Consider the following 26,933-nt stretch of genomic DNA (forward strand, 5'->3'; position numbering starts at 1 on the left):
TCCTGCGCTTTACGCGGTCAAAAAGGTGCCAAATATAAAAAGAAGCGGCGTGATCTATGATCACGCCGCGTTTTACAATCATGATGAAACCGCTTTAGCGACATCAATCCTGGCAGCCACCCTCAGGTTGGTCAGTAAAGGTGATCAGGTCAGGGTTCACGCCCGAAGGCACGTCTGGGCGCTCAGTGGCCATAATCACAAGAGGGCCGCCAATACGGATATTGTCATCCAGGCGAACTTCATAACTGCACACCTCACCGCCGCGCGCATAATCGCCCTTTAAAGTGACACGTGAGCGGTCACGGCGATGAAGGAAGCCGGAATTGGCTTCGGTATAAATGCGAATAGGCCCCGCATAGCGACCATCGAGTTCGACCTTGCCCGCATTAATGCTCAAGGCTTCAGCGAAATCACCGTCTAGCGTTGCAGCACCGGCTTGAATCTCAACAGGGCCTGCAAACTGACCTTGTAAGGTCAAAGCACCTGAATTGATCGTGCTGGATCCTGCGACATTGCCCTCGAAACTGACTGAGCCGCCATTAAGGTCCACATTCCCTAATACAGTGGCTTCGGCGCTGACCGCGGCCCCATTCATAATGAGATCCCCGGTAACACGCCCCGTAAAGCTGACCGAGGCCCCGTTCATTTCCATATTGCCATTGACATTTTCTTCGACATGACCGGCCAGGCCATCGAAGGAGCTATCTTGCGCATGCGCAGATATAGCCACAGCACCCGTCATGATGCTGGCTAAAAGACTATGTTTAATCATGAGCTTCCCCTGTTATCGGATCGACCGGATCAGAGGGGTCTTTGATCGCCCCCCTTAATCCTGGACCCATAATGACGAGTGTAGCCCCACGCGAAGATGACGGAAAGATGAACCTTCCGTCACTCTGAAGTTTTCATGATGATTTAGATATGCACGACCTGGTCATAGGCATCCAAGACGCTTTCATGCATAGCCTCAGACAAAGTCGGGTGTGGGAAGATGGTGTGCATCAATTCCGCTTCGGTAGTCTCCAAAGTCTTGCCAATGACAAAGCCGTGGATCAACTCGGTGACTTCTGCACCGATCATGTGCGCGCCCAGCAATTCACCGGTTTTCTTATCGAAAATGGTTTTGATGAGGCCCTGATCTTCCCCCAAGGCAATCGCCTTGCCAGAGCCGACAAAGGGGAAGCGCCCGACGCGGATCTCGTGTCCGGCCTCTTTGGCCTTGGCCTCAGATAGGCCCACTGAGGCGACTTGCGGATGGCAATAAGTACAGCCGGGAATGTTTTCCTTGATCATCGGATGCACATCTTTACCCGCAATTTTCTCAACGCAGATAATGCCTTCGTGCGAGGCTTTGTGCGCCAGCCATGGGGCACCGGCCACGTCACCGATAGCATACAGCCCCTTAACGCCGGTCTCACCAAAGCCGTTTTTCAATACGACATGGCCGCGATCAACGGTGACGCCCAGCTCTTCAAGGCCCAGATTTTCGACATTACCGGTAATGCCTATGGCGAGAATAACCTTCTCAACTTCGATGGCCTGAGCTTTACCCTTGGCGTCTTTGACATGGGCTTTGATGGTCGAAGCCCCCTTCTCCAGCTTTTCAACTTGGGTGCGGGTAAGGATCGTCATGCCTTGCTTCTTAAATTGCTTCTCAGCGAATTTAGAAATCTCCGCGTCTTCGGCCGGCAGAATACGATCCACCATTTCGACCACGGTGACATCGGCCCCTAGGGTTTTATAGAAGCTGGCAAACTCAATCCCGATCGCGCCCGAACCGATGACCAAAATCGACTTTGGCATTTCTTTGGGGGTCAAAGCCTCTTTATAGGTCCAGATGAATTTACCATCGGGCTCAAGACCGGCCTGAGGAATGGTCCGCGCGCGCGCGCCGGTCGCCAGAATCACATGCTTACCGGTAAAGGTGGTATCCTTCCCGGCTTTATCTTTGACGATCACTTTGGGGGCCTCAGCGCCTTTTTCCAAACGCGCCGTGCCATCAATGACGGTGATCTTATGCTTCTTCATCAAGCCGGACACACCGCTGGAGAGCTGCTTGGCGACCTTGCGCGAGCGCTCAACAATTTTGGTGATGTCAAAGCTGATGTTTTCGGCCTTCAGACCGAATTCTTCCGCGCGGTGGAAGAGATGATAAATCTCAGAGGTGCGCAGCAAGGCCTTCGTGGGGATACAGCCCCAGTTCAAGCAGATGCCGCCCATATGTTCGCGCTCCACGACCGCGGTTTTAAAGCCCAATTGCGCAGCGCGAATGGCCGTTACATAACCGCCAGGCCCACCCCCAATTACGATAACATCATATGCAGTCTCGGCCATGATCAATCCTCTAATCATTTCGCACGCAAACTATGCGTTCATCATCTCATTAAACCGCCTGTGACAAGGCTGGGGCCGGACTTGGCTTGCCCGCCTCATCAACACAGACCAGAATAAATTCAGCGCTGGAACAGGTGCGCCGCTCCCCACTCATCAAGTCTTCGGCATCCAGACGCACCGCAACCCGCATGGAGGTGCGGCCCACGCCCACAACTTCGGCATAAATATCAATCATCTCACCTTCGCGCGCAGGCGCAGTGAAATTGATCTTGTCCGAGGCGGCCATCACCACGGCCTGGCGCGAATGACGATAGGCGGCCAGAACGGCGGCTTTGCCCATCCGCTCCATTGCGGAGCCCCCATAAAGCCGGCTCAAATGATCGGTATCGGTCGGGAAGACAATCTCGACCATGCGCGTTGCGCCATTGATCCCGGTGAGCGGCTTGGCCCGCTCGGCCGGAACCGGCGGCACAGGGCTTTCATTGGTTTTGCGATCGGCGGCCACCATCACGAAATCACCCGCCGTGCAGACATGGCGATCCCCGGTGAGCAGATTTTCCGCCATCAAAGTCACGCGCACCGACATTGAATGACGCCCGACCATGCGGATTTCCCCGGCCAGCTCCAACATATTGCCGATAAAGGCCGGGGCCTTAAACTCAATCTTGTCAGAGGCCGCCGTGACAAAGGGACGACGCGCATGACGCGCCGCGACCAAGAACGCCACCTTATCCATATGCGCCAGCGCCGTGCCGCCAAACAGGCTACCCTGATGGTTGGTTTGACCGGGAAACACCAGATCGCACAGCGTCAACGCATCACTATGGGGATCAAAAGCCATCGGCTCAGATCCTTAGAACAACATCGTGACAGGGTCTTCGGCATAGCCTTTAAAGGCCTGAATGAATTTCGCCCCAACCGAGCCATCAACGACGCGGTGATCGCAGGTCACGGTGACACTCATCACATTTGCAATGGCTAGAGCCCCATCTTTCACCACAGCGCGTTCTTCCCCGGCCCCCACAGACATGATCATGCCCTGAGGTTCGTTGATGATCGAGGCAAAGGCCTTGATGGCGAACATGCCCAGATTGGACAGTGAGAAGGTGCCGCCCTGATATTCCTCAGGCTTCAACTTACGCTCACGCGCACGGGTCGCGAGATCTTTCATCTCCGCAGAAATAACCGCAAGGCCCTTGTTTTCCGCTTCCTTGATCACCGGCGTGATCAAACCGCCATCAATGGCCACGGCGACCGACACATCGGCGTGTTTGTGAAGCACAATGCCTTCGTCGGTATAGCTAGCGTTCGAAGCGGGCACTTTTTTCAACGCCAAAGCACAGGCGCGGATCAACATATCATTGACCGAAATTTTCACCCCTTCAGGGGCTTTGGCGTTCAATTCCTTACGCAGCTTCAGCATGTTATCCAGCTCGACATCCACGCTAAGCGGGAAGTGCGGCACATCGCGGAAAGATTTCGTGAGGCGCTTGGCGATGGTTTTACGCATGCCGTCCAGGGACTGAACCTCGTAGCGGCCCTCTTCCAGATTAAGGCTCGCCACGGTGATTTTATCGCCTTGCGGGGCTGGGGCACTGGCTTGGGGCGTTGCGCCAGCCGCAGAGTGCGCAGCCTGCGGCGCAGCGCCAGATTTCGCCCCTTCCACATCGCGTTTCACGATCCGGCCATAAGGACCAGAGCCTGTGACTTGGGCAAGATCCAGACCCTTTTCCTTCGCCAAACGCTTCGCCAAGGGCGAAGCTTTAATACGATCGCCCTCTTTGGCGGCCGGTGCAGCCGGTGCGCTCGCGCCAGAGGCTTTGGGCGCTTCAGAAGAGGTCGCAGCAGGGGCTGGCGCAGCAGCAGGTGCGGCTGAAGATTTGCCCGTGAACCCTTCAGCGGCGCTCTCGTCTTCGCCCTCTTCCAGCAAGACCGCGATCAGCGCATTGACTTTCACGCCCTCGGTGCCTTCTTCGACCAGGATTTTGGCAACTTTACCCTCATCGACGGCTTCGACTTCCATCGTCGCCTTGTCGGTTTCAATCTCGGCGATAACATCGCCAGAAGAGACCGTATCGCCGACCTTGACATTCCATTTGGCGAGCGTGCCCTCTTCCATGGTCGGAGACAGGGCGGGCATCAAAACTTCGATAGGCATGATCGACAAAGCTCCAAGGCGTTAGTCAGACGTCAGGCGTCCGCTCCGGCGCGGGGGCGCCAAAGAAAGGTGAGAAACAGAATGGCGAGATAAAAGGCCGCTGCGGCAAACCACATGGTTTCCTGCAACATGGCATCAATCCCGGTTTGATAATTCATCAGGGCTGCTTGGCCCGCAGGCGATAATCCGATGGCGCGGTCAATCTCAACCAAAGCATCCAGCAGACCACCGTGAATGACCTGTGCGCCTTTGAAAAAATTCAGTAAAAACGCGATGGTCAGGGTGAAAAACATAAACGCGAAAAACTTCATCACAAAGCCCGCGCGCGCCAAAAAGGCATACAACGCAACGACATAAGCCGAAACAATCGTGAAGAATACCGATACACCCACCAAGAGCACATTCATATATTCTATCAATTGTTCCATCACCTCACCTTCAGACATGATGACCCTCCCCGGTCTGATTTAAAACGAGACCCTGCTCGTCTTCATCTTCCAGACTAGGATCGTCTTCATAAGGGAGCCAGGTGATTTCGAGGTCGAGCTTCGAAAAATTGTCCAGCGTGCGAACATTCAAAGTCAAAGACATCGGGTAAGCATCTGAATATTGGCAGATTTTTACCCCACAAACGGGACACATCTGCCAAGCTTTACTGTCATCCTCAGCTTTATAGGGGATCAGGCTCGCCTCACCGGCTTCAAACGTGAAACCCTCGCGCGGACACACCGCGCTGATCGCGCCCAAACGCTCACACGGATCGCAATGACAGCCAAATACCCGAAAGGGTTGGGCCAGTGTCAGGCCATAGCGTACGGCGCCGCAATGGCACCCGCCTTTATGCGAAACACTGGCGCTCACGCTTACCCCACATAGCAGACTTTTTTGACCGCCGCGATGATGTCTTCTACGCCGGGTAGTGACATCGCTTCAAGATTGGCCGCATAAGGCAGCGGCACATCTTCCTGGTGAACGCGCGCAGGCGGGGCATCAAGATAATCAAAGGCTTCCGCCGTCACGACCGCCGCGATTTCTGCGCCGACGCCCATCCGGCCCCAGCCCTCTTCCGCGGTGACCAGACGATTGGTTTTCTTTACAGAATTGACGATGGTTTCGGTGTCGAGCGGACGCAAGGTACGTAGATCGACCACTTCGGCGTCAATGCCGTCTTCCGCCAGCTTTTCGGCCGCCTTCAAGGCAAAGCCAACCATGCGGCTGTGCGCCGTAATCGTCACATCTTTACCTTCGCGGCGGATTTTCGCCTTACCAATCGGCAGTACATAATCTTCCAAATCCGGCACATCGAAGCTTTCACCGTAAATCAGCTCATGCTCCAGAAAGACCACAGGGTTTGGATCGCGGATCGCCGCTTTCAACAGACCCTTGGCATCAGCCGCATCATAAGGCGCGATGACTTTCAGACCGGGAACATTGGCATACCAGGCAGAGTAATCTTGGCTGTGCTGCGCACCTACGCGAGAGGCCGCAGAGTTTGGCCCGCGGAACACGATCGGACAGCCCATCTGGCCGCCAGACATGTATAGCGTCTTCGCAGCGGAGTTGATGATATGGTCAATGGCCTGCATCGCGAAATTGAAGGTCATGAACTCTACAATCGGACGCAAACCGCCAAAGGCCGCCCCCACGCCGACACCGGCAAAGCCATGCTCGGTAATTGGGGTGTCGATGACGCGCTTGGCCCCAAATTCCTGCAGCAATTCGCGGGTCACTTTGTAAGCGCCCTGATATTCGGCAACTTCCTCACCCATGACGAAGACCGTCTCATCACGGCGCATTTCTTCAGCCATCGCATCGCGCAACGCATCGCGCACGGTGGTAGAGGTAAAGCTGGTGCCTGATGGAATTTCAGGGTCAGAGCCTGCAGACACAGAATGGAAGTTTGAGCCCGCATCGCTCAAAGAATTGGACGCGGCGGCCGGGGCCTCACTTGGTGTATCGGCGCTGTCTTGCGGCGCAGGCGCAGTGCCCGCCGCAAAGCCTTCAAGCGCGCTCTCATCTTCGCCCTCTTCAAGAAGAATGGCGATCGGAGCATTGACCTTCACGCCTTCTGTGCCTTCTTCAATCAACAGCTTGGCGATTTTACCTTCTTCCACCGCTTCGACTTCCATCGTCGCCTTGTCGGTTTCAATCTCAGCAATGACATCGCCCGAGGATACGCTGTCACCGACCTTCACATTCCATTTGGCGAGCGTGCCCTCTTCCATGGTGGGCGATAGGGCGGGCATAAGAACTTCAATCGGCATCGGGTGTATCCTGTTTCGGATGGGTCATCAGACCAAAAGGGATCAACAAAAGCGAACGCGGATAAAACGCGCTCTAGGCTTCAATCAAAACGTCGGTGTAAAGCTCAGACGGATCGGGCTCTGGGCTGTTTTTGGCAAATTCAGCAGATTCGTTCACGACCGCCTTCACGCGCTTTTCGATCTCTTTGAGATCATCCTCGCTCGCATATTCCGCATCCATGATCAGCTTTTTGACCAGATCAATCGGGTCACGGTGCTCACGCACCTCATTGACCTCATCACGGGTACGGTATTTGGCCGGGTCAGACATGGAGTGCCCCCGATAGCGATAGGTCTTCATTTCCAGAATATAGGGGCCATTCCCCTCGCGGGCATGTTTAACGGCTTTATCCGCGGCCGCTTTCACCGCCAGAACATCCATACCGTCAACCTGCTCACCGGGAATACCAAAGGAAATGCCGCGCTTATAAAGCTCCACTTCAGATGAAGCGCGTTTGACGGCGGTGCCCATGGCATATTGGTTGTTTTCGATCACATAGATGACCGGCAAATTCCAGAGCTTGGCCATATTGAAGCTCTCATAGACCTGGCCCTGGTTCGCCGCGCCATCACCGAAATAGGTCGCGCAAACCTTCTTATTGCCCTTGTACTGATCGGCCAGCGCCAAACCGGTCCCCAAGGACACCTGCGCGCCCACGATACCGTGACCGCCGAAGAATTGTTTATCGCGCGAGAACATGTGCATCGAGCCGCCCTTGCCGCGCGAATAACCCCCTTCGCGGCCCGTCAGCTCAGCCATGACGCCATTGGCACTCATCCCGCAGGCCAGCATATGGGCGTGATCGCGATAGCCGGTGATGACTTGATCGCCCTCTTCCAGCGCCGCTTGGATACCGGTAACGACCGCTTCCTGACCGATATAGAGGTGACAGAAACCCGCGATCAAACCCATGCCATAGAGCTGACCGGCCTTCTCCTCAAACCGGCGCATCAAGATCATGTCCTCAAAGTATTTGAGGAGCTCTTCTTTGCTGGCTTGAACCGTATTCGCACGCGAGGCAGACCGCTTAGTTGACATATTTCGCACGCGAACTAATGCCCGCGCTCCCTATTACCGTTTTGTGCCCTGTATCAGGCCAAAGACGATTGGTAAAGGGGCAAGCTATGCTGCAAGCGCGAACAAAATCAAGCTACTGGCCGTAATAAACCGGTTCAGCGCCTTCAATTTTAACGACGATTTCATTGGGATGCGCGTAATTTAAAACATCGCGCGCACGTTCTTCGAGATAATCGAGATCTAAAACGCCTTCTTGAACCGACAGGCGCGCCACTTGATCTTGCAAGCGTGCGCGCTGATCGCGCACGTCTTTCAGCTCTGATTCAACCTCAGCAATGCGCGATTGGATAATGAGGTGGCTGCGATAGCCTTCCTCCGCATCCACGGCATGAAAGGCCAAATAGGCCACAAAGAGAAACAACCCTGCCGTTGGCAGAAAGCGCTTTAGCTTTCCCATCGACTACCCCATCCACCGCCCGCCTTTTGCGGATCATCATGGGAAGACTATCGCTCAATTGCGTAAACGAAGCGTTAGGGGAATCACAAAAGCGGTGATTCGTACTGAGAAAAAGTGTTAACGGCCAAGGCGTTAACCTTTTGGTGCGGGCAGGACCTGGGTGAGATCATGAAGGCCGCCGCCCACTTCGCCGATGGCATTCACTTCCATCTGCACAATCTGGCGATCGGGAAAGGCGCGCGCATAAACCGCTTTTGCCGCTTCATCACGCACTTCATCGCCATATTTGGGCATCATCACCGCGCCATTGGCAATATAAGCCTTGGCATAGGACGCAATGAAATAGGCCGCGCGCTGGGGCATTTCTTCCCGCAAGGGTCGCTGAACCTCAATCACATCGAGAGGACGGGTCGCATCCGCGCTATAGCGCCGCAGACGGCGTAGATTGTCTTGCAAAGCGTAATAATCAGGATGGCTGCGGTCTTCAGTCACTTCGACCATCACGGCACTGTCGGAGAGAAACCGCGCCAGACCATCAACATGGCCATTGCTGAGCGTGTCAGCATCAGACCCATAAAGCCAAAGGATCTCTTCAGCGCCTGTCAGACGTTTAAGCTCAGCTTCCACCTCTTTACGGCCCTGATAAGGATTGCGCGAGGGCGATAAGAGACAGGTCTCACTGGTCATCAACCTCCCGGCTCCATCAACATCCAGCGCACCGGCTTCACACACGATGCCCGCCATCTCCATGGGGATGTCCAGTGCCTGCAATACCGGCTCAGCCAAGGCCCGATCGCGATCATAGCCGGGCTCATCAGGCACCTTTTCCCCCCAGACATTGAAGCGGGTATTGATGCCCACGCGTTGGCCCGCCGCATCAAAGCCAATCAAGGCAAGGCTATCGCGTGCCCACATATCAAAGGCGGGCGCTTCGATCAGGGTAATATTGCTCGCGTCTTCAATCAAACTCTGGGCGCGCTCACGCGCATCAGGGGCCACGAACAGGGTCACCGGCTCAAACTGCGCCAAAGCGCGGGCAAAGCGGATCTGCTCTTCTTGCAACGCCCGGGTCGTGGCTTCACCAAACTGGCTATAGGCCGCGCAAAATGTCATCAATGTCGCTTCATGCCGTGCCCATTCCGGCTCCACGCTCAAGCGCAGATCAGTCGGCTCGGACGTTTTCTTTTGACACGCAGACAGCGCCAATGTCAGGCCCAGGGCTCCACTGGCCCGTAGCCAATCACGCCGCGACAAAGATAGTGATGACATAGGCATGGCGAGGCTCCTTATTCAATCTGGCTCAAACTAATCAGCTTTGCGGATAAAACAAAGGGGCGAACCAATGGCTCGCCCCTCTTTTTTTTCTAACGCTGTAAGCCGCGATTAGTCTGCGGCGATATAACTGCGCCCGGCATATTCGCTGCTATCGCCCAGTTCAGCCTCGATGCGCAGCAATTGGTTATATTTCGCGGTCCGGTCAGAGCGGGCCAAAGAGCCGGTTTTGATCTGACCGCAATTGGTGGCGACCGCGAGGTCCGCGATGGTCACGTCTTCGGTTTCGCCAGAACGGTGGCTCATCACCGCGCCATAGCCCGCACGAAGGGCCATATCAACGGCATCCAAGGTCTCTGACAGGGTGCCGATCTGATTGACCTTGACCAGGATGGCGCTGCCTGCGCCATCATCAATGCCGCGCGCCAAACGTTCTGGATTGGTGACGAAAAGATCATCGCCGACCAACTGGCACTTGCCTTCCAACATCTGAGTGAGGCCAATCCAGCCCTCCCAATCATCTTCGGCCATGCCGTCTTCAATCGAGATAATGGGATAGGCATCCACCAATTTCGCGAGGTAGGAAGCGAACTCTTCCGACGAATGGGTCAAGCCCGCACCGGCCTGAACATATTTGTCGTCTTTGAAGAATTCGGTTGAGGCCACATCCAGCGCCAGCGCGACATCATCACCGGGGGTATAACCCGCGCTTTCAATCGCAGCCATGATCACGTCGAGCGCTTCTTCCGGGCTTTTCAGATTGGGGGCAAAACCGCCCTCATCGCCGACATTGGTGTTATGCCCATCGGCTTTCAATTTGGCTTTCAGAGCGTGGAAAATCTCGGCTCCACAGCGTAGGCTCTCAGAGAAGGTCGACAGCCCAACCGGCATGATCATGAATTCTTGGAAGTCGATCGGATTGTCTGCATGGGCCCCGCCATTGATGATATTCATCATCGGGGTCGGCAGAACACGCGCATTCACACCGCCGATATAGCGATAAAGCGGCATACGGTTTGCCAGCGCGGCCGCCTTGGCCGTCGCCAAAGACACGCCCAGGATGGAGTTTGCGCCCAGGCGCGATTTGTTCGCCGTGCCATCCAGACCGATCATCGTCTCATCAATACGGCGCTGCTCTTCAGCTTCCATACCGATCAAAGCGTCCAGGATCTCGGTTTCAACCGCTTCAACGGCTGCGCCCACGCCCTTACCCAGATAGCGCGCGCCGCCATCGCGCTTCTCAACTGCTTCGTGCGCACCGGTTGAGGCCCCTGAAGGAACCGCCGCGCGGCCCATCGTGCCATCTTCCAAAATGACATCCACCTCAACGGTAGGATTACCCCGGCTGTCTAGAATTTCCCGGGCGAGAATATCAACTATGGCGGTCATGATCGGGCCTTTTGAGAGAGGGAGGAGTGTTTGTCAGTGGTCTTACTGCGCTCGCCAAGACTTGCAAGCCCTAACCTGCTTTTGGGCCCGGACAGTTGTTAAACAGTCACAAAAAAGATCGTGCGTTTTTCTTGATTTAGCGCTTCCTCACACAGATTTGAAGCCGCATGACTTTTCAAAGCCCACTCCCCGTCTTTCACTGCATCATAAAACCAATTGGGGATGAAAATGAGTTTAGAGAGTGTTCGCGCGCACTTAGCGCAAATCGCCGATGATATTGAGATCATCGTGACGCAAGAGATTAGCGCTACGGTCGAAGATGCGGCCAAGGCCCATCAGGTTGAGTCTGCCCAGATCGCCAAGACGTTAAGCTTCCGCATCAAAGATGAGGTTCTGCTGCTGGTCACGCGCGGTGATATGCGCTTAGACAATACCAAAGCCAAGGCGCAGTTTGGCGCTAAGCTATCCATGCTCAAAATGGATGAAGTGGTGGCGCTGACCGGTCATCCCGTGGGCGGGATCTGTCCCTTTGGCTTGAAAACGCCCTTGCCCGTCTATTGCGACATCAGCTTGCAAGCCTTTGATGTTGTGATCCCGGCCGCCGGGGCGATCAACGCGGCCCTGCGCATCACGCCCACGCGTCTGGCTGAGATCACAGCCGCCCAATGGGTCGATGTCTGCCAGGCCCCCCGCACAGCTTAGCACCAAAACAAAACCCCACGGGCGTTAGCCCATGGGGTTTTAATGTTTAAGCATCGCAACATGCAAAAGGAGGATTAGTCCTCTTTCACGTCCAGAACTTGACGCCCACGATACATACCTGTTTTCAGGTCAATATGGTGCGGACGGCGCAATTCACCCGTGTCGCGATCCTCGATATAGGTCGGTGCGCCAAGCGCATCATGGCTACGGCGGAAGCCGCGCTTAGACCGGGTCACTTTACTCTTGGGGACGGCCATCGACGCCTCTCCAGTCTGTCTTCGAAAAAACGTGAACGGCGGCCAAAGCCGCCGATGTGAGGCGCGGTATATATCGGCTTTACCGCGCCTTGGCAATACATCACTACAGATGATCTGCCATTACACCAGTCGGCTCTGCTCCACTGCTGCGCCAATAAAGCTGGCAAACAGGGGATGGGGCTGGAAGGGACGCGATTTCAGCTCCGGGTGGAACTGCACCCCGATGAACCAGGGATGGTCTTCGCGCTCAACGATCTCAGGCAGGATGCCATCGGGTGACACGCCAGAGAATCGCAGGCCCTGCGCCTCCAATTGATCGCGATAGGCCATATTGACCTCATAGCGGTGGCGGTGACGCTCATGGATCTGACCATCGTCATAGATCTCACGCACCTTAGAGCCTTCTTTGAGGATCGCAGGATAGGAGCCCAAGCGCATAGTCCCGCCCAGATCACCCTCGGCGGAGCGACGCTCAACCTCATTACCCTTGACCCATTCGGTCAGGATCCCAACCAGCTTATGTTCAAACTGGCCAAATTCGCTGGAGCCCGAATCCGTTAAGCCCGCCTGATTGCGCGCAGCCTCAATGACCGCCATCTGCATGCCATAGCAAATCCCGAAGAACGGAATTTTACGCTCGCGCGCAAAGCGCACAGCCGCAATCTTGCCTTCCGCGCCGCGCTCGCCAAAGCCGCCCGGCACCAGAATCGCATGAACATCTTCCAGCGGACCAAAGCCATCGGGCTTTTCGAACTGTTCTGAATCCAACCAGCGCAGATTGACCTTCACCCCATTGGCGATGCCACCATGGTTTAAAGCTTCGATCAGCGACTTATATGCGTCCAGCAGGCTGGTATATTTACCCACGACCGCAACTGTGACTTCACCGTCGGGGTTTTTCACCCGCTCGACAATGTCCACCCATCGGCTGAGATCAGGCTCAGGCGCATCATGAATACCAAAGCGCTCCAGAACCACCTTGTCCAGACCCTGGGCGTGATATTCCAACGGCACGGCATAGAGCGAATCCGCGTCCCGGCCCTCGATCACCGCATGCTCGGGCACATTACAGAAGAGCGCAATCTTACGCTTCTCATCCGGGCGAATCGGAATCTCACACCGGCACAGCAAGATATCGGGCTGAATGCCGATGGAGCGCATTTCCTTGACCGAGTGCTGGGTCGGCTTGGTCTTCATCTCACCCGCGACCTTGATATAAGGCAGCAAGGTGACATGCATATAGATGCACTGATCGCGGCCTAATTCCTGGCCCAGCTGACGAATGGCTTCGAAAAAAGGTAAGCCCTCGATATCGCCAATCGTGCCGCCGATTTCGCACAGCACGAAGTCCACATCCCCGGCATCGGACAGGACAAAGTCCTTAATCGCATCGGTAACATGGGGAATGACCTGAACCGTCGCGCCCAGATAATCGCCGCGCCGTTCGCGCGTGATGATATTGTTATAGATGCGGCCCGTGGTGATGTTATCGCGCTGGGTCGCGGAGACGCCGGTAAAGCGCTCATAATGGCCCAGATCGAGGTCCGTTTCGGCCCCATCGTCGGTGACATAACACTCGCCATGCTGATAAGGCGACATCGTACCTGGATCGAAGTTCAGATACGGGTCGAGCTTACGCAGACGAACTTTATACCCGCGCGCTTGTAGAAGCGCACCGAGTGCGGCGGATGCGAGGCCTTTTCCGAGGGACGAGACCACACCGCCCGTGATGAAGATATAACGCGGCATGGGCGGACTTCTTACCTCATATTCGCGGTTTTTAGAAGATGATGACTGTTGTCACCTGTGAAAAACTTGCACAAAAAAAGCCCGCCCTCGCCAATGGCTGAGCGGGCCTTTGAAATCTGGTTTGAACCTTAGTTCTGCGGCTCTTCGCCTTGAGGTTCAGCTGGGGCTTCATCGCCTGAAGCCACAGGCTCCTGGCTTAGCTCAGCGCCGTCTTCAACTGGAACCTCGACGCTGACTTCAGGGCCAGCTTGCTCAGGCAAGCTTGCAGGAAGGTCTGCGGTCACGTCAGCCGGAACGGAGACGGGCTCGGACGCCTCATCGGTTGGCACTTCGGTAAATGTGCCAAGCCCCAGATCATCCACGGTGATTTCCCCCGGTTGGCGCGCATTGTTCAAACGCTCCACCACGGATTGGTCGGCATTTTCAACACCGCTGACAATGGCCAACAAGATGGAGTTCACGATAAACACTGCACCCAAAATCATGGTGAGACGGGTCAACAGATTGGCCGCCCCGCGACCGCTCATCATACCGCCGGGGCTGCCCCCGATCCCAAGTGCGCCGCCCTCAGAACGCTGCAGCAAAACAACCGTGACGAGACCCGCCGCGACAATCAGGTGGATGATGAGAAGAACCGTATGCATGTAACCCTGCTATCCCCAAGACGAGATAAAGACCTAAAAGGTGTGCGATTGAACGCGCAGGGATACACCACCCAAACCATAAAGGCCATAGCCGGTCACACACGCATGTAAGGGGCGAATATTCGACCTAAGCGGCGTCTTCAGAACCTGTTTCAGACTTCGCGACGGCATCGCGAATGCTGGCCATGCGCGGCGCAATACGCGCGCGCAGGCTTTCCACCGTACGTTCAATTTCTCCACGAGAAGTGACATCCATGCCTTCTTCACCCGCATAGGCCGCATAGGCCCCCATCGCCAATTCCTTAGCCAGAGCCAAGTTCTCAATGGAAAAACCTTCAGAGGTTTTTAAAGCGGCCGTCACTTCACACAGGGCCTGAGCCACACGGCTGGCATCCTTAGCCCCCAAACGCGCGAGGCGTTGGCGCAATTCCACTGCAGAGCGCTCCAAATCCCCAATATCAATCTGAACGGGACGATCAGCGCGGCTTTCGCGCATGGCGATTTCAACACCCACCACAATGCGCATGGATAAGCGGCGTAGACGCTCATTATCCACGGCCGAACGCGCCTCTTTGATCCAGGCATTGGCGTATTCCAGCGCGTCGTAATCTTCTTCGACAATGGCCTTTAAGGTATTCGGGGCTTCGATCGGTTTGACATTGCCATTCCCCCGGCTGGGATCGGTCCGCCGATCTGGACCAATATAGTCGGATGTCACGATGAAGGGTTTGCGCGCTTTGACCAAAGTGCGAATACGCTCTTCGATAAATGAGGTCGAGAACGGCCGGATAATGATATCATCCGCCCCACTGGCAATCGCTTGTTTAAGAAGGCCACTATCGCGCGACCAACAGGTCAGCAGGGTCACGACAAAGGGGTTGTGCCCCATCTCACCCATACGCAAGCCCTTGATACAGGGCAGAATTTCCTGCTCATTATTGGCGATTTCGGCGATGATCAGTTGCGGAGCATCGTCCATGACCCGGCGCTTGAACTCTTTGATCGAGCTCATGCACACAATATCACGAAAACCAAGCTCATGCAGGGCATAGCGGGTCGTGCGCAAATTGATATGCACCGGATCGAAAACAACCACCGATGCACGCGACAGATCCATACCGATCATAACGACTCACTCTGCCTTATATTTCCTAAGCTACCAAAGACCATGGCGTGTGAGTCTAAATATTGGCTTATGCAATATGCTTAATGATGTCCAAAAAGTCTTGCGCGTTCAAAGATGCGCCGCCCACTAAAGCCCCATCAATGTCTTTTTGTGCTAATAAGTCTTGCGCATTGTCCGGTTTTACCGAGCCACCGTAAAGTATACGCAAAGCCTCTGCCCCCTCATAGGGCCAGGCCGCCCGCAAAGCGGCGTGAAGGGCTTGTGCATCTTGTGCGGTTGCGGTTTTTCCCGTGCCAATGGCCCAGATGGGCTCATACGCAATCACCACATCAGCCCCATGCACCTGGGGCACACTGTGACGCAATTGCTGGGTCACGATGGCTTCAGCTTTACCGGATTCGCGCTGCTCTAAGGTCTCACCCAGACAGATGATGGGAATTAGCCCCGCACTCAATGCGGCCTCGGCCTTGGTACGGACATTGGCATCGCTTTCGCCATGGCCTTCGCGACGCTCGCTATGGCCCACGATGACATAACGACACCCAATGTCTTTGAGCATGGTCGCAGAAAGATCACCCGTAAAGGCCCCGCCTTTAAAGCACGAACAATCTTGTGCGCCCATCTCAACGACGCTGTCCTTCAGGGCCACTTTAAAGGGGAATAGCAAGGTCGCAGGCGGACACACCACAACATCACCCGGTAGAGGATGAGGCAAACCCGCACAAACATCTTGAGCCCACCCCAGATCGGCGCTCAGCCCGTTCATTTTCCAATTGCCCGCAATCAGTGCGCGACGTGTCATGACGCCCCCCTCCTCAAGATCGATTTGAGGCCTGTTCCTTTTCAAGTTTGGCCAAGCGATAGCAGGGCTTGGCCCGGACCGCAATCAAGCGGCGACACACGCTTGCCCCTTTCGCCCTCACCTATTAGGTTCGCGCGTTGACGTTTCACAGTTTCGCTCATGTGAAGGACTATAGGTTCTATGCTCGCTCTTATGCGCCATGCCGCGCGCTCTCCCATCGCCGTCGTTATTATTGGTCTTTTGATCGCCAGCTTTGCCCTGTGGGGGATTAGCGACATCTTCACGCGCGGCGGAAATGCTGTGGCTATTGTCGGGTCTGAAACCATTACCGCCCAAGAGCTGAACCAGGCGTATGAGACTGAATTCTCACGTATTCAGCGCGAAAACCCTCAGCTGACCCGCGAAATGGCCGATCAATATGGCTTGGGCGAGCAAGTCTTGCAGCGCCTGATTGGCGAAGCAGCCTTGCGGGTCAAGGCCAACACCATGAATCTTGCGGTTTCTGACGACAAACTGTTAGAGACAATCCAAGATATAGAAGCGTTCAAAAGCCCTTTCAGTGGTCAATTTGATTCGACCACTTACGCCTCGGTTTTGCGCGACATTAATTTGAACACACGTTTGTTTGAGCGCCAAGTGCGTGAGGAATTGCGCCGCGGTCAGATCAGCACAGCCGTTTATAAAGGCGTCAGCGTTCCTGAGATCATGCTGCAGGCCCAAGCGGCCTTTGCAGGCGAGCGCCGTCAGATCCATGCCTTGATGTTAAGCCCTAGCCTGGCCGGGGATATCGAAGCCCCAACGGATGAGCAGCTGACCACCTTCATCGAAGAGAATGCGCAATATTTTACCCGCCCAGAACAGCGTCGCTTCACGCTTGTTCGATTTGAACCCAGCGCCTTTGCCCCCGATATCGAGGTGAGCGAGGATGATATTCGTGCACGCTATGACTATGAACGCGAAAGCGGCAGCCTGGGCACACCCGCAACGCGTAGTCTGATCACGCTGGCCGCTGGCACGCAAGAGACGGCGCAAGCCCTCGCCGCCCGGCTGCGTGAGGGCGCAAGCGCCGATGCCTTAGCACAGGAGTTCAGCCTCTTAGAGCCGCAAACCTATGACAGCGTTCAAGCCTATCAAATTCCCGATAGCACTATCGCGGCCGCCGCTTTTGAGATGCAGACGAATGAAGTGCGGGCCATTGAAGGGCGTTTGGGCTGGACCGTCATCCAGGTCAGCGCGGCTCAAAACGCCGTTATCCCAACCTACGAGACACAAAGCGCAACGATCCGTCAAAGCCTAGCCGAAGCCCAAGCCGGTGATGTGATGTATGACCGTGTGAGCGCCTTCCAAGACGCCGTCGCCCAGGGTTCAACCCTGGAAGAAGCTGCCATCGCGGCGAATGTGCCCTATGAAAGCTTTGACTTCATCACAAATAATGGCTTCACCCTGGATCAGGAGCCGGTCTACACCCTGCTGGAAGCCTCTGACCTCTTAGAGCAGATCTTTGCCTTGCCGCTTGCCTATACCAGCGATGTTGAAGGCTATGGTGAGGGCAATTATTTTGTCGCGCGCGTAGATGCGATTGAAGATCAGCGCTTGGCCACTTTAGATGAAGTGCGCGATGAAGTGACGCCCGCCTGGCGCGCACGTCAATTGGATGAAGCGCTGGGTGTGATCGTTGCGCAGGCTCAAACCCGGATCAATGCCGGTGAAGACCTCAACGTCATCGCCGATAGTTTGGGGGCAGGTGCGCGCGTAGAAACGGCGACCCTCACCCGTGAACAAACCGCAGGGGCCTTCAATCAACGCCTTGTCTCCCAAGCCTTCAATGCCAACGCTCATGAAGCGTTCGAAGCGCGCGCGGGGGATGGACGCACGCGTGCCTTGGTGCTGGTGGACGCCATTTTGCCCCCGGCCAATGCGTCGATGGCCACTGTCAATCGCGAGGCGATGGAGCAAGGCTTAACCCAGGACATCGCCATTCGGTTTGAGAACGCTTTACGCAATCATTACGAGCCCAAAGTCGATACTAATCTGCGTGATTTGGCCCTTGGCCGCACCCAACCGACGCAATAAGGCAAGAGAGCGCGATCATGGCTGAGATTTCTCCGCGTTTAGAGGCCGCAAGCCTTCTCTATGAGCGTGGCCAAAGCGTTCTGTTGATAGCGCGCCGGGTGGATGATCTGGAAACCCCAGTCTCTGCCTATCTCAAGCTATCCGCCGCCTTTGAAGGGCCGTCTTTCCTGTTGGAAAGTGTGGAGGGCGGTGCCTATCGTGGGCGCTATTCGGCCATCGGGCTTAATCCTGATGTGATTTGGCGCTGCATCGACGGCAAAGCCGACATCGCCGAGGCCGAAGGTTTGGAAACGCCTAGCGATTTCAAGCCCGCGCATGAAGCCCCCCTCGTCTCGCTGCAAGCCTTGCTCGATCGCTCCGCGATGGATATGCCGCGCGATCTCGCCCCGATGGCGGCAGGCCTCTTTGGCTATCTGGGCTATGACATGATCCGCCAGGTGGAACGCCTGCCGGTCATCGCTGCGCCTGATCCTTTGGGGGTGCCCGAAGCGATCCAAGTGCGCCCGCGCGCCATGGTCATCTTTGATGCCCTGACCCAGGAAATCTTGATCACTGCGCCCATGCATCCCAAGGCTGGTGTCGATGCCGAAACCGCCTACCGTGATGCCAGCGCCCAGATTGAAGCCGTTCTGGCCGCGCTTGATGAGCCCGGTCCGCGTCGGACCAAGCCCAGCGCCGCGCCTGAAATCCATCAGGCCCCCCATTCCAACACCACGGTGATGGACTATCACGCCCATGTCGAAACCGCGCGCACCTATATTCGCGCGGGCGATATTTTCCAGGTCGTACCCAGCCAGCGCTTCCGCGCGCCCTTAGAGGCCTCACCCTTCGCGTTTTATCGTTCGCTACGGCGCACCAATCCTTCGCCCTTCTTGTATTTCTTTGATTTTGGCGATTTCCATATCGCAGGCTCCAGCCCAGAGATTTTGGTGCGTGTTCGCGATCGGCGCATGACCGTGCGCCCCATCGCCGGGACGCGTAAACGCGGGGGGACTTTGGAAGAGGATCTGGCGCTAGAAGCCGATCTGCTCGCCGACCCTAAAGAGCGTTCAGAGCATTTGATGCTGTTGGATCTGGGGCGCAATGATGTCGGGCGCGTCGCCAAGGCGGGCACCGTCAAAGTCACCGAGCGTGAAATTATTGAGCGCTACAGCCAGGTCATGCATTTGGTCTCCAGCGTTGAAGGCGATTTGCTCGATGGCGAAACCGCCCTCACCGCCCTGTTCGCGGGCTTCCCAGCCGGAACGGTATCGGGGGCCCCCAAAGTGCGCGCCATGGAAATCATCGAAGAACTGGAACCCCATCGGCGTGGCATTTATGCCGGGGCCATTGGCTATTTCAGTGCTGGCGGCGGGCTCGACACCTGTATCGCGCTGCGCACCGCGGTGATCAAAGACGGCTATATGCATGTCCAGGCGGGCGGCGGGGTCGTGCTTGATTCCGATCCTGAATTCGAACGCCAGGAAACCATCAATAAGGCGTCTGCCTTGTTCCGGGCCGCAGAAGACACCTGGCGGTTTACTTAAGATCTGTCACCCCGGACTTGATGGGGGGCCCATGCCGGTCGGGTTGAGCTGAGTTCTGATCTATCAGAATGTGAAGCAAGTTCACGGCATGGATGCCAGATCAAGTCTGGCATGACAATAAATAAACTGTCATCGAATACACTGTCATCCCGGTCTTGAGCCGGGATCTATAGACCTAAATGGGAAATTCAAGAGATCCCGAATGTGCGCTGACGCTTGTCCGGGATGACAGATCTGAACGGGCATTACTTCTCTGAAGGGACGTGACTTCCATCTTGGACGTCAGTGCCAAGGCGCAGCATCAAGCCGCGCATCCCTAAGTGCCCTGATTGGCGACCGGCGGATTGAACAGGCGCGAAATCGGCACCAGATCCACACCTTCGCGTGCGGCCTGACCACGAATATCAAACAGCGCATTCAAGGTTTCAGGATGGGGATGGCCAATGGCGATCGCATAGCCTTGACGCTTGGCGAGCGCGATGGCTTCACGCACCTGCGCACGCACGGCCTCTGGGCTCGGGTCATGATCGAGGAAGACATCGCGGCTGAGGGTTTCAAACCCCATTCCGCGCGCGACATCCCCGGCCACACTGTCAGAACTGGTCACCGAATCGATGAAGTAAAGATCGCGGCCCGCTAAAGGCTCAAAGACGGGGCGCAGCACAGCTGGATTTTGTGTGACCAAGCTGCCCATATGATTATTAAACCCGATTGCGCCCGGCACACGGCTAAACGCCCATTCGACCCGGCGGGTAATCTCCTCATCGGGAAGATCAATCATAATTGCGTTCGGGCCAGGATCATCCAGACCTTCAGGCTGCATCGGCAGATGGACAAAGGTCTCAAAACCGCGCGCCTGGGCCTGCTGGGCCAGATTGGGCGCATTATCCGGATATGGCAGGATAGACAGCGTCACTGCCGGATCCAGCGCCAGCGCATCGCGTGATCCAGCATTATCAATGCCCAAATCATCAATAATAATCGCCAGGCGAGGTCGCTGCGCAGATGGGCTGGCCGTCAAGACCGGGCGCGCTTCTGGTACGGCTTCACGCTCGACTGATACCACCGGCAGGTCAGGCTCAGCGCCCCCTAAAGGTTCGTCATCTTGCAAAGCAGCGTCCTGTGAAACAGCAACGTCTGACAAGGCATTTTGAAGAACGGGCGGATCAATCGGCACCACTTCAGCCACACGCACGCTTTGCGCTTCACCCAGGCTGGGCACCAGGGGATCGATCTGCGGGCTAACTTGGCGCGCAGGGCTTGGTTCGGGCAGATCTTCGGTGGCGCTCAGATAAGCCTCGCGCACACGGGTCTGCATCTCGGCTTGCCAGATCGGGGGATTGGCCGAACGACGCTCATATTCAGGAATGGGCGCGCTTGCCACCTCAATAGGGCGTTCACGGCTGACTTGCCGGCCGAAATAGGTCTCCTCATCGTTCGAGAGGATACCTGCCCCGACGAGCATCAAAAGACCAGCGGCCACAGACGCCCCAATTTGTGGGGCTATTGAGGAATATTTTATCCCGGACATAATCACTGCGTAACGTGAGTCGGATCGGTTGGCCTCACGCTTTCGCTGATTTAAGAAGACTATTCACAAATTTTGCCGCGCCGCCTGATGGATATCCTGATGCGCGCCTTGGGGGATTTCTGCCATGATTTTGGTCATTGATAATTATGACAGCTTCACCTTCAACCTGGTTCATTACATTCAGGAATTAGGCGGGCAAACCCACGTCATTCGCAATGATGCGATGAGTGCAGACGAGGCCCTGGCCCTGAAGCCTGAAGCCATCGTGCTGTCACCCGGGCCCTGCGATCCCGATAAGGCCGGTATCTGCCTGGAAGTGATCGACAAAGCCCCGGCGGATCTGCCGATCCTGGGCGTTTGTCTGGGCCATCAAGCCATGGGGCAAGCCTATGGCGGTAAGGTTGTGGGGGCCATGGATATCATGCATGGCAAAACCAGCCAGATCACCCATGATGGCACAGGGGTTTTTGCCAATATCCCCTCGCCCTATACCGCGACGCGTTATCATTCTTTGTCTGTGGATCTGCCTGAAAATAGCCCCCTTATCGTCAATGCCCGCACCGAAGATGGCGAGATTATGGGCTTTCATCATAAAGATCGCCCGCTTCATGGCGTGCAATTCCATCCTGAATCCATCGCCACGGAATATGGCCATGATCTGATCGCCAACTTCCTGCGTCTGGCCGGATTAAAGGCGGAGCGTGCGGCATGAGCGGGGCGTTAAGCGCGGCGCTGAAAAGCCTCAGCCTGGGCCGCATCCCGACAGAATCTGATCTGATCGCCGCCTTCGATGCCCTGATGGAGGGTCAAGCCCACCCGGCCGAAATCGGGGCCTTCTTGATGGGGCTCTCTGTCCTGGGCGAAACCCCAGAAGCCCTCGTCATCGGGGCCAAGGCCATGCGCGCACGGATGAACGCCGTCAAAGCCCCCGAGGGCGCGGTGGATACCTGCGGCACGGGCGGGGATGCCCATGGCACGTATAATATCTCTACGGCGGCAGCTTTGGTCGCGGCCGGGGCCGGGGCCGTCGTCGCCAAGCATGGCAATAAAGCCGCCTCCTCTAAATCGGGCTCGGCTGAAGTGCTCTCAGAGCTGGGCATCAATATTTTCGCCACTCAGCCAACCGTGGAACAGGCCCTGATCGAGGCGCGGGTCGGCTTTCTGTTTGCACCGGCTCATCACAGCGCTGTGCGCCATGTCGGGGAAGCGCGCAAGGCCATGGGCGTGCGCACGATTTTCAACCTTCTGGGCCCCCTCTCCAATCCGGCTCATGCGCCCTTTCAATTGCTCGGGGTGTTTGATCGGCGCTGGCTGGTGCCAATGGCCGAAGCGCTTCGCGCGCTAGGCAGTCAGCGCGCCTGGATTGTGCATGGCGAAGATGGCCTGGATGAGCTGTCCACCACCGGGCCCAGCCTGATTTGTGAACTTCACCCCGATGGACGCATTGAAGAACGCGTCTTGATGCCGGAAAGCCTGGGCCTTGTGCGCGCGCACATGAACGATCTCAAAGGCGGCACCCCGCAAGACAATGCCGTGGCGCTAAAAGCGCTGCTGCGCGGTGAGACCGGGGCCTATCGCGATATCGTGCTGTTAAATGCCGCCGCGGCTCTGGTCGTGTCAGGTCATTGCGAAGATCTACATGAAGGCCTGGTGCTCGCCACGCGCTCCATTGATGAAGGCCGCGCGCAAAATGCCCTCAATACCCTGGTGCGCCTGACCCAGGCCGACACCCGTCACAGCTTATAAAATAGGTGCGCCATGAGCGATATTTTACAGAAAATTGAAAGCTATAAGCGCGCTGAAGTCGCTGCCCGCGAGGCGCAAAAGCCCTATAAGGACATCGCCCAGGCCGCTGAGGCCATGGCGGCCCCGCGCGGTTTTATTGAGCGCCTGAAACATGACGCCCAAACCAAAGGCCTAGGCCTGATCGCGGAGATCAAAAAGGCCAGCCCCTCAAAAGGCCTTATCCGTGAAGACTTCAATCCGCCTGTCCTCGCTGTGGCCTATGCCAAGGGGGGCGCGAGCTGTCTGTCCGTGCTTACCGATACGCCCAGCTTCCAAGGCACCGACAGCTTTCTCGTGGCCGCGCGCGCGCAGGTGGACCTGCCGGTCTTGCGCAAAGACTTCATGTTCACCCGCTATCAAATCGCCGAATCGCGCGCGCTGGGCGCAGATTGCGTGCTGATCATCCTCGCCGCGCTCAGTGATACAGATGCGCGCGCCTTGATGGAGGAAGCCGCGCTTTGGGGCATGGATGTTCTGGTTGAGGTCCATGATGAAGACGAAATGCGCCGCGCCATGGATCTGCCCCCGGCACTTACTGGGGTAAACAACCGTAATTTAAGAACATTTGAAACATCGCTGGAAACCTTTGAAAATCTCGCGCCGATGGTTAATAATAACAGTCTTCTGATTGCAGAAAGCGGAATTTTCACCCCAGACGATGCCCGGCGTATGAAACAGGCCGGGGCCAGCGGGCTTCTGGTCGGTGAAAGCTTGATGCGTCAGGAGGATGTAGCCGCAGCGACCCGCACCCTTCTCAGCCTGTGATCCAGACCGACTGGAACAAAATGAGACTTTTCTCGCTCCGGTAACTTGACCTTAATACAGAACAGGCATAGAACAAATATCAACTTTCTGGTTTTGTTCTTGATGCGAGGCCCCAATGCTCACGCGTAAGCAGCATGAACTGTTACTCTTCATCCATCGCCGGATCAGTGAATCCGGGATATCTCCGTCCTTCGATGAGATGAAAGAGGCCCTCAATCTCGCCTCAAAATCTGGCGTTCACCGCTTGGTCACGGCGTTGGAGGAGCGCGGCTTTATTCGCCGTCTCGCCCATCGCGCCCGCGCACTGGAGGTCTTGAAGCTGCCAGAAAACCAAGGCGCGCAAACCCAAGGGGCAGCGCCGGCTTCCTCCGCCGCCAGCGGTAATGTCGTGCAAGGGGCCTTTGCCCGCACGCCAGATCCTCAAGGCCGAGCGGCGTCCGAAGACTATGATGTGCCGCTCTTGGGCCGCATTGCCGCCGGGGTGCCGATCGAAGCCATTCAGCACGAAACCGATCGCCTCACCGTTCCTGCCAGCATGATCCGCGGCGGAGATCACTTCGCCCTGGAAGTTCATGGCGATTCGATGATCGAGGCCGGTATTCTCGATGGCGATCTGGTGATCATCAAGCGCGGCGACGATGCCATCAATGGTGATATCGTTGTGGCGCTCGTGGATGAGGAAGAAGCGACCTTGAAGCGGATCCGTAAAAAAGGCGGCACCATTGCGCTCGAGGCGGCCAACCCCGCCTATGAAACCCGGATTTTCGGCCCCGACCGTGTGCGCGTTCAAGGTAAGCTCGTCGGACTTCTGCGCCAATATCACTAGAGGTCCGGGGCTCAAGCGGGGGGCGGCACCCAGCTCCTCTTAAGTCTCACGCCCCTGATAGGGTGTAGCGGGGCGCGTCCAGGGCTGGCGTGTGCGTGACCTTTCAACCGTTTCAATGCGGTAGATTTGCCCCTTATGGGTGTAAAGAAGGCTTCCTCCGGCGCGCCGACGGTCTTCATCATCCAAGATTAAGGCCTGACATCGCCGCCTGAGATAGGGTGAAACATCACCGTGAAAGATGATGACCTGGCTCAAGGCGCAATCGGCCTCTAGGGCTTCGCCTTGATGTGTGATGGCCAGACGCAGACCATCACGCGTTTCACCGCTACAACCCACATCATCGCAGCGAAACTGCGTAAGGGCGACATCCTCCGCCTCGCCAATGCGTTGCAGGAAGACACTGCGATCAAATCGTCCGCGCCGGGTGGAACTGACCATCCAGCCCGCCTCGCCCTCGGCCACCACCAGACCCTCATCTTGAATGAAGACACTCGGCTGGGGACTGAACGCCCATAGCACAGCGCCCGTCATCACAGTGACAAGGCCTAAAGGGCGTAACAAACTGCGCCCTAACAATAAGATCACCAGGCCCAGCATCACCAGCGCGAAGACCCAACCTGGCGGGGCCGAAATCGCCTGCATGTCCCCGCCCCATCGCGCCATATGATCGGATAGCGTCACCAAGACCTCCAGCCCCCTGCCCATCAGGCCGAAACCGTAGTGGCTAAGACCAAAGGGCATCAGACATAGACTGATCAGGCCTACAGGCATGATAAACAAGGTAAAGATCGGCATGACCACAACATTGATGACAAAGCCCATCCCTGCGAGACGCTGAAAATGAAACGCCGCCACCGCGCCGGTGGCTGAGCCCGCAACCAGGCTGGTTAGGGATAATCCGCCGATAAAATTACCCAGTTTGGCGAGCCAGCTTTGTGATCCTTTTTGCGATGTCCGGCGATGATCACGGATAGCTTCATAGGCCGCGACCAAGGCGGCGGTGGCGGCAAAGCTCATCTGAAAGCCCGCTTCCATAATGCTCCACGGGGTAATCAACAGCACAATCAAGGCACTGATCGCCAACGCGCGCATGGAAATCGCACGCCGATGCAGCAGCGTACCGATCAACACCACGCTGACCATGATAAAGGCGCGTTGGGTCGATACCGACGCGCCCGACATGATCAGATAAGCGGCCCCCACGCCAAATGCGATCAAGCTGGCCGGACGGCGCGGATCATGGGCGCGCGCATAGGAATCCCAGCTACTGAGCAAACAGCGCGCCAGAAAAAAAACGCTCGCGCAGACCAAACTCATATGCAGGCCCGAGATCGCCAAAATATGGCCCAACCCGGCCCGGCGCAGGATATCGACATCTTCGGCCTCTAAGAAAGCGCGCTCTCCGGTTAAGACCGCGGCCGCAATCCCACCCTTAAGTCCCGTTTCGCGCACAATCCGCTGCGAGATGTGCCAACGCCAATTGAGCCAGGCTTGCTCCACACTTACGGCCGCGCCCTCATCAACTTCAATTTTGGCAATGGAATAGCCCCGAAAGCCAATACGCTCGAACCAAGCCGCGCGGGCCGGATCATAGCCCCCGCGCAGAACCGGGCCTTGGGGGGCAGACAGCACGGCGCGTAGGCGCACATGATGGCCCGGCTCCAGCCCCTCCACAGAACCGCGCACTTCAATGCGCTTGGGCGGTTTTTCAAAGCCTTCAAGGCTGGCAACCCGGATGCGGATGCGATCACGCCCGCGCAGATCTACCGCTTCAATCCAGCCCGTGACATCAACAGCGCGCGTCGATAATGTCCCGACATAATCAGGCGCTTGAGGGGTGCGCTCAAAGCTCCACACATAACCAAACAAGACGAAGGCCACGCCAAATCCCGCCATTAAAAACCCGCCATGGCGGCGGGCAAAAACAACGGAAAAGCCCAGGATGAGCGGCAAAAGTATGAAAACCAAACTCACCCACGGCGCAAAAACACTTGTCGGATAAAGGCTATAGGCTATACAACCCACACCCATGAACACGGGTAACCATATCAACACCCTTTGATAGGATGGCTCGGCCAGGGACCAATGCGCTAGGGTCCAGCGTGTAAAGCCTTTCAAGGCATTATCTACGAGCCGACTGTTCATCATAACCGTCATTGTATGGCGTTGGGACAGAAGAGCACTATCTCTTTTATCCAATCCTATGCTATGGCTTT

25 protein-coding genes are annotated in these 26,933 nt (G+C 56.4%); 7 read left to right on the top strand and 18 right to left on the bottom strand.

Annotated features, from left to right (window positions below):
- Positions 1-103 precede the first annotated feature (103 nt).
- The 11 genes from H151_RS0111515 to eno all read right to left on the bottom strand — a co-directional run bounded on the left by H151_RS0111515 (position 104) and on the right by eno (position 10,931).
- Entirely contained in the window at positions 104-772 is a 669-nt protein-coding gene (locus tag H151_RS0111515) for a hypothetical protein (RefSeq protein WP_019961818.1), read from the bottom strand.
- Between the two features lie 143 nt (positions 773-915).
- Positions 916-2,334 (bottom strand): dihydrolipoyl dehydrogenase, encoded by a 1,419-nt coding sequence (lpdA, locus tag H151_RS0111520; RefSeq protein ID WP_019961819.1) that lies wholly within the window; start codon positions 2,332-2,334, stop codon positions 916-918.
- Positions 2,335-2,383: 49 nt separating this feature from the next.
- Positions 2,384-3,175, bottom strand: a complete 792-nt coding sequence (locus H151_RS0111525; RefSeq protein WP_019961820.1) for an acyl-CoA thioesterase — start codon at positions 3,173-3,175, stop codon at positions 2,384-2,386.
- A gap of 12 nt (positions 3,176-3,187) precedes the next feature.
- On the bottom strand, positions 3,188-4,492 hold the full coding sequence (locus H151_RS0111530) for a pyruvate dehydrogenase complex dihydrolipoamide acetyltransferase (RefSeq protein ID WP_019961821.1): 1,305 nt from the start codon (positions 4,490-4,492) through the stop codon (positions 3,188-3,190).
- A 32-nt stretch (positions 4,493-4,524) separates the two neighbouring features.
- Positions 4,525-4,938, bottom strand: a complete 414-nt coding sequence (locus H151_RS0111535; RefSeq protein WP_019961822.1) for a hypothetical protein — start codon at positions 4,936-4,938, stop codon at positions 4,525-4,527.
- Entirely contained in the window at positions 4,931-5,353 is a 423-nt protein-coding gene (locus H151_RS17165) for a GFA family protein (protein ID WP_019961823.1), read from the bottom strand. Before H151_RS17165 ends, H151_RS0111535 begins: the two co-directional genes overlap by 8 nt.
- 2 nt (positions 5,354-5,355) lie before the next feature.
- Positions 5,356-6,756, bottom strand: a complete 1,401-nt coding sequence (locus tag H151_RS0111545; RefSeq protein ID WP_019961824.1) for a pyruvate dehydrogenase complex E1 component subunit beta — start codon at positions 6,754-6,756, stop codon at positions 5,356-5,358.
- Between the two features lie 73 nt (positions 6,757-6,829).
- Positions 6,830-7,834: a pyruvate dehydrogenase (acetyl-transferring) E1 component subunit alpha gene (gene pdhA / locus H151_RS0111550; RefSeq protein ID WP_019961825.1), complete on the bottom strand. Its 1,005-nt coding sequence runs from the start codon at positions 7,832-7,834 to the stop codon at positions 6,830-6,832.
- Between the two features lie 112 nt (positions 7,835-7,946).
- Positions 7,947-8,270 carry an FtsB family cell division protein gene (locus tag H151_RS0111555; protein WP_019961826.1) on the bottom strand — a complete coding sequence of 108 codons (324 nt, stop codon included), beginning with the start codon at positions 8,268-8,270 and terminating at the stop codon, positions 7,947-7,949.
- Between the two features lie 132 nt (positions 8,271-8,402).
- Positions 8,403-9,545 carry an agmatine deiminase family protein gene (locus H151_RS0111560; protein ID WP_019961827.1) on the bottom strand — a complete coding sequence of 381 codons (1,143 nt, stop codon included), beginning with the start codon at positions 9,543-9,545 and terminating at the stop codon, positions 8,403-8,405.
- Positions 9,546-9,653: 108 nt separating this feature from the next.
- Positions 9,654-10,931, bottom strand: coding sequence for a phosphopyruvate hydratase (gene eno, locus H151_RS0111565; protein ID WP_019961828.1), 1,278 nt, complete (start codon positions 10,929-10,931; stop codon positions 9,654-9,656).
- A 228-nt stretch (positions 10,932-11,159) separates the two neighbouring features.
- Between eno and H151_RS0111570 the strand changes: the two genes are divergently transcribed.
- Positions 11,160-11,633 carry a YbaK/EbsC family protein gene (locus H151_RS0111570; protein WP_026353982.1) on the top strand — a complete coding sequence of 158 codons (474 nt, stop codon included), beginning with the start codon at positions 11,160-11,162 and terminating at the stop codon, positions 11,631-11,633.
- Positions 11,634-11,707: 74 nt separating this feature from the next.
- Here H151_RS0111570 and rpmF read toward each other — a convergent pair whose 3' ends face one another.
- The 5 genes from rpmF to tpiA form a co-directional block, all read right to left on the bottom strand.
- Positions 11,708-11,890, bottom strand: a complete 183-nt coding sequence (gene rpmF, locus H151_RS0111575) for a 50S ribosomal protein L32 (RefSeq protein WP_019961830.1) — start codon at positions 11,888-11,890, stop codon at positions 11,708-11,710.
- 120 nt (positions 11,891-12,010) lie between these two features.
- On the bottom strand, positions 12,011-13,639 hold the full coding sequence (locus tag H151_RS0111580) for a CTP synthase (protein WP_019961831.1): 1,629 nt from the start codon (positions 13,637-13,639) through the stop codon (positions 12,011-12,013).
- A gap of 128 nt (positions 13,640-13,767) precedes the next feature.
- Positions 13,768-14,283 (bottom strand): preprotein translocase subunit SecG, encoded by a 516-nt coding sequence (gene secG / locus H151_RS17760; protein WP_019961832.1) that lies wholly within the window; start codon positions 14,281-14,283, stop codon positions 13,768-13,770.
- Between the two features lie 127 nt (positions 14,284-14,410).
- A complete protein-coding gene (locus tag H151_RS0111590) occupies positions 14,411-15,409 on the bottom strand; it encodes a response regulator (protein ID WP_019961833.1) in 999 nt (332 codons plus the stop codon).
- A gap of 67 nt (positions 15,410-15,476) precedes the next feature.
- A complete protein-coding gene (gene tpiA, locus H151_RS0111595; protein ID WP_019961834.1) occupies positions 15,477-16,211 on the bottom strand; it encodes a triose-phosphate isomerase in 735 nt (244 codons plus the stop codon).
- 180 nt (positions 16,212-16,391) lie between these two features.
- Here tpiA and H151_RS0111600 point away from each other — a divergent pair, with 180 nt between their 5' ends.
- Together H151_RS0111600 and trpE are read left to right on the top strand one after the other, a co-directional pair.
- Positions 16,392-18,284 (top strand): peptidylprolyl isomerase, encoded by a 1,893-nt coding sequence (locus H151_RS0111600; protein ID WP_083918567.1) that lies wholly within the window; start codon positions 16,392-16,394, stop codon positions 18,282-18,284.
- A gap of 17 nt (positions 18,285-18,301) precedes the next feature.
- A complete protein-coding gene (trpE, locus tag H151_RS0111605; RefSeq protein WP_019961836.1) occupies positions 18,302-19,810 on the top strand; it encodes an anthranilate synthase component I in 1,509 nt (502 codons plus the stop codon).
- A gap of 316 nt (positions 19,811-20,126) precedes the next feature.
- Here trpE and H151_RS17170 read toward each other — a convergent pair whose 3' ends face one another.
- Positions 20,127-21,293, bottom strand: coding sequence for a divergent polysaccharide deacetylase family protein (locus tag H151_RS17170; protein ID WP_169336749.1), 1,167 nt, complete (start codon positions 21,291-21,293; stop codon positions 20,127-20,129).
- Positions 21,294-21,465: 172 nt separating this feature from the next.
- Here H151_RS17170 and H151_RS0111615 point away from each other — a divergent pair, with 172 nt between their 5' ends.
- From H151_RS0111615 to lexA, 4 genes are all read left to right on the top strand, one after another.
- Positions 21,466-22,053: an anthranilate synthase component II gene (locus H151_RS0111615; RefSeq protein WP_019961838.1), complete on the top strand. Its 588-nt coding sequence runs from the start codon at positions 21,466-21,468 to the stop codon at positions 22,051-22,053.
- A complete protein-coding gene (trpD, locus tag H151_RS0111620) occupies positions 22,050-23,087 on the top strand; it encodes an anthranilate phosphoribosyltransferase (protein ID WP_019961839.1) in 1,038 nt (345 codons plus the stop codon). Before H151_RS0111615 ends, trpD begins: the two co-directional genes overlap by 4 nt.
- A 12-nt stretch (positions 23,088-23,099) precedes the next feature.
- Positions 23,100-23,891: an indole-3-glycerol phosphate synthase TrpC gene (gene trpC, locus H151_RS0111625; protein ID WP_019961840.1), complete on the top strand. Its 792-nt coding sequence runs from the start codon at positions 23,100-23,102 to the stop codon at positions 23,889-23,891.
- Between the two features lie 115 nt (positions 23,892-24,006).
- Complete coding sequence (lexA, locus tag H151_RS0111630; protein ID WP_019961841.1) at positions 24,007-24,717, top strand: transcriptional repressor LexA; 711 nt, start codon at positions 24,007-24,009, stop codon at positions 24,715-24,717.
- A gap of 39 nt (positions 24,718-24,756) precedes the next feature.
- Here the strand turns inward: lexA and H151_RS0111635 are convergent, their stop codons facing one another.
- Entirely contained in the window at positions 24,757-26,691 is a 1,935-nt protein-coding gene (locus H151_RS0111635; protein WP_169336750.1) for a ComEC/Rec2 family competence protein, read from the bottom strand.
- Positions 26,692-26,933 lie beyond the last annotated feature (242 nt).

This window comes from Woodsholea maritima DSM 17123 (assembly GCF_000382325.1).
Taxonomy (GTDB): Bacteria; Pseudomonadota; Alphaproteobacteria; order Caulobacterales; family Maricaulaceae; genus Woodsholea; species Woodsholea maritima.

Bases quoted from the DNA above. Each gene is read 5' to 3' on its own strand.
- lpdA (WP_019961819.1), bottom strand. From the start codon at position 2,334: ATGGCCGAGACTGCATATGATGTTATCGTAATTGGGGGTGGGCCTGGC.
- H151_RS0111590 (WP_019961833.1), bottom strand. From the start codon at position 15,409: ATGATCGGTATGGATCTGTCGCGTGCATCGGTGGTTGTTTTCGATCCG.
- H151_RS0111600 (WP_083918567.1), top strand. From the start codon at position 16,392: ATGCTCGCTCTTATGCGCCATGCCGCGCGCTCTCCCATCGCCGTCGTT.
- pdhA (WP_019961825.1), bottom strand. From the start codon at position 7,834: ATGTCAACTAAGCGGTCTGCCTCGCGTGCGAATACGGTTCAAGCCAGC.
- H151_RS0111535 (WP_019961822.1), bottom strand. From the start codon at position 4,938: ATGTCTGAAGGTGAGGTGATGGAACAATTGATAGAATATATGAATGTG.
- trpE (WP_019961836.1), top strand. From the start codon at position 18,302: ATGGCTGAGATTTCTCCGCGTTTAGAGGCCGCAAGCCTTCTCTATGAG.
- H151_RS0111580 (WP_019961831.1), bottom strand. From the start codon at position 13,639: ATGCCGCGTTATATCTTCATCACGGGCGGTGTGGTCTCGTCCCTCGGA.
- H151_RS0111545 (WP_019961824.1), bottom strand. From the start codon at position 6,756: ATGCCGATTGAAGTTCTTATGCCCGCCCTATCGCCCACCATGGAAGAG.
- H151_RS0111570 (WP_026353982.1), top strand. From the start codon at position 11,160: ATGAGTTTAGAGAGTGTTCGCGCGCACTTAGCGCAAATCGCCGATGAT.
- H151_RS0111615 (WP_019961838.1), top strand. From the start codon at position 21,466: ATGATTTTGGTCATTGATAATTATGACAGCTTCACCTTCAACCTGGTT.
- H151_RS0111525 (WP_019961820.1), bottom strand. From the start codon at position 3,175: ATGGCTTTTGATCCCCATAGTGATGCGTTGACGCTGTGCGATCTGGTG.
- tpiA (WP_019961834.1), bottom strand. From the start codon at position 16,211: ATGACACGTCGCGCACTGATTGCGGGCAATTGGAAAATGAACGGGCTG.
- H151_RS0111555 (WP_019961826.1), bottom strand. From the start codon at position 8,270: ATGGGAAAGCTAAAGCGCTTTCTGCCAACGGCAGGGTTGTTTCTCTTT.
- trpD (WP_019961839.1), top strand. From the start codon at position 22,050: ATGAGCGGGGCGTTAAGCGCGGCGCTGAAAAGCCTCAGCCTGGGCCGC.
- H151_RS0111515 (WP_019961818.1), bottom strand. From the start codon at position 772: ATGATTAAACATAGTCTTTTAGCCAGCATCATGACGGGTGCTGTGGCT.
- trpC (WP_019961840.1), top strand. From the start codon at position 23,100: ATGAGCGATATTTTACAGAAAATTGAAAGCTATAAGCGCGCTGAAGTC.
- H151_RS0111530 (WP_019961821.1), bottom strand. From the start codon at position 4,492: ATGCCTATCGAAGTTTTGATGCCCGCCCTGTCTCCGACCATGGAAGAG.
- rpmF (WP_019961830.1), bottom strand. From the start codon at position 11,890: ATGGCCGTCCCCAAGAGTAAAGTGACCCGGTCTAAGCGCGGCTTCCGC.
- secG (WP_019961832.1), bottom strand. From the start codon at position 14,283: ATGCATACGGTTCTTCTCATCATCCACCTGATTGTCGCGGCGGGTCTC.
- eno (WP_019961828.1), bottom strand. From the start codon at position 10,931: ATGACCGCCATAGTTGATATTCTCGCCCGGGAAATTCTAGACAGCCGG.
- lexA (WP_019961841.1), top strand. From the start codon at position 24,007: ATGCTCACGCGTAAGCAGCATGAACTGTTACTCTTCATCCATCGCCGG.
- H151_RS0111560 (WP_019961827.1), bottom strand. From the start codon at position 9,545: ATGCCTATGTCATCACTATCTTTGTCGCGGCGTGATTGGCTACGGGCC.